This is a genomic window from Pseudorhodoplanes sp. (genome assembly GCF_046289595.1).
In the GTDB taxonomy this organism is placed as follows: domain Bacteria; phylum Pseudomonadota; class Alphaproteobacteria; order Rhizobiales; family Xanthobacteraceae; genus Pseudorhodoplanes.
Map to the genome: position 1 here is coordinate 1 of NZ_JBKBVB010000231.1, position 2,295 is coordinate 2,295.

Sequence of the window (2,295 nt, forward strand, 5' to 3'; positions counted from 1 at the left end):
GGCTCGGCGAGGAGGTCGTGCTGATCGTCACCCGCGGCGATGCCCGTCTCGACAACCGCAAGACCAAGGACCAGTTCGGCGTTCGCCCGCGCATGCTGGGCCACGAGGAGACGGAGGCCCTCACCGGCCACCAGGTCGGCGGAGTCTGCCCGTTCGGCCTCAGGACCGATCTGCCGGTCTACTGCGACGTCTCGCTGAAGGCGTTCGACACCGTCTTCCCCGCCGCAGGCTCCCGCACCGCCTCGGTCGAGATCGCGCCGGAGCGTCTCGCGCGCATCACAAAGGCGCGCTGGGTCGACGTGTGCCAGCCACCGGTCGGCTTCGCGCAAGCCTAGATCGCCTCAACGCGCCGTTCGAGGCGGCTCATCGCTGCCGGAGCGCCCTCTATCCGTCGTGACCGCAAATGTGCTCGAGCTGACAACCACGCGAACGACCGGACTCGTCGCAACGCGCACAGCCGGCAGAACGATCGCCGCCATGCCCGCAGCCTGCGCCTCTGGCCCCTGCGTGATCTGAGCGCGGGCTTCAGGGGTCAGATCGAAACCGAGCCGTTCGAGCGTGCCTTCGGGATCCGAATCCAAGGCAGTTAGGACGTCGGGATCGGTAAACACCTTCTCCATCGCCCGCGCATAGGTTGCGTATCTGTCGCCTTCCTCGGCCATCATAGGGCTCCTTCTTCAGCCTACTCCCTCGAAATGACGCAGTGGGATCCCGACTCTGATCCTTTCCCCTTGGGTGGAGCCGGGTTCGCCACCGCGGGAATGCTGCTCGCCCTGCGGCCGCGCCACCTGCCGGAGGCTGGCCAAGCCGGTGTCGTCCGACCTCATCGCGTGACGCGGATAGTAGCGAGCGATCGGCTCCGGGAAGGAATATTCGATCATGCGGACGTCGGGGTATTGCGCGCGCGCCAGGGTCAGCAGACCCGCGACCCGTTCCGAGATCCGGTAGATCTGCTCGGGCGAAAGCTGCACGCCGCTGCGGAACAGATACAAGTTCGCGAAGAAACCGAAGTCGTCATACATCGCTTCGGTGACGTCGCCGCGATCATGAGCAGCATCCCACAAGCGCGAGCCGGGAATCTGGCAATACCATTGCAGCAGGATGCGCACGCCATAGAGACTGTGGAGACGCGTGGCGAAAGCGATCGTCTTCTCCACCTCGGTCATACTTTCCCACGGCAAGCCAAGCACGAAGGAAAAGTCGGCGCGCTGCGCGATGCCGTGCTTCTTCAGCATGGCGGCCGCTGCTTCCAGTCGGGCGCAGGTCGTGCCTTTCCCGATTTTCAGCAGACCTTCGTCGTAACCGCATTCCGCGCCGACTAGGAACTGGCTCGTAAGCGGCGCCATGGCCGCGACGTAGCTCTCGTCGAGCAGGTCGTTGGCACGCGAATCGTAGATCAGCCGTGCATCGAGGCCGCGCTCGGTAATATGGTTGGCTATCATCGTCGCCCGGCGGGTGTTCATCGAAAATTCGTCGTCGATGATGTGGACGGTGCCCATCGCGGTGCGGTCGCAGCTCGGCAGGATCTGCTCGAGCCGATCCACGAAAAATTCCGGCTCCATCGCCCGATAGGATCGGCGGTAGGATGTGCTGCAGAACGAGCAGTCAAACGCGCAGCCGCGCGACGATTCGATCGACAGGCCCAGATAGACATCTTGGGGAAGGTCGCTGTAATCCGGCGTCGGAAAGGACGGCAGCTCCGTCTTGTGGATGAGCTTGCCGAGGGGGTTGCGCACAATCGTCCCGTCCGCGGCGACCCAGGTGAGATTCGGCACGGAAGCGCAATCTGCCCCCGTCTCGATCGCGTCTGCGAGTGCTACCAGCGCGGCTTCGCCTTCGCCGCGCACGACATAATCAACCGGGAATGTCGTCAAGACGTAACGGTCGAACATCGTAGGATGGATCCCGCCGAGGACGATCGGCACATCGGAGCGCATGGCGCGGATTTGGTTGATCACCGCCAACGCGGTCGGCCAGGACATGGATGTCGCGCCGATGCCGATCAGAGCGGCGTCCTCGACCGCGTCACGATGATGCTCGATCGAACAAGTTCCTTCCGCGATGAGATCGAGAAGAACCACGTCGTGGCCGCCGGCGATAAGCGCCGACCGCAAGAGATAGATGCCGTAAGGCGGACATTCCCGATGCGCGTCCATCGCGATGGGCTGGAGATGGCCTTGGACCAAGTCCATTATCGGCGGAGCGATCAAGACAACCTTCACGCTCATCCCCGTCGGTTGAGGAGCTTGGCACTTGTGAACGGCCAAGCGGCGAACGAGCGCGAGTATTACCCAC

The 2,295-nt window shown here is 63.5% G+C and carries 3 protein-coding genes; 1 reads left to right on the top strand and 2 read right to left on the bottom strand.

The features are described from left to right. On the top strand, nt 1-335 hold a 335-nt coding region (locus ACK41X_RS23430; protein WP_409728717.1), incomplete at its 5' end, for a YbaK/EbsC family protein. A gap of 6 nt (nt 336-341) precedes the next feature. Here ACK41X_RS23430 and ACK41X_RS23435 read toward each other — a convergent pair. Both ACK41X_RS23435 and ACK41X_RS23440 read right to left on the bottom strand, forming a co-directional pair. Then, nucleotides 342-662, bottom strand: a complete 321-nt coding sequence (locus ACK41X_RS23435; RefSeq protein WP_409728720.1) for a hypothetical protein — start codon at nt 660-662, stop codon at nt 342-344. Between the two features lie 15 nt (nt 663-677). Further along, the coding region (locus ACK41X_RS23440; protein ID WP_409728722.1) for a B12-binding domain-containing radical SAM protein at nt 678-2,295 on the bottom strand (1,618 nt) is incomplete at its 5' end.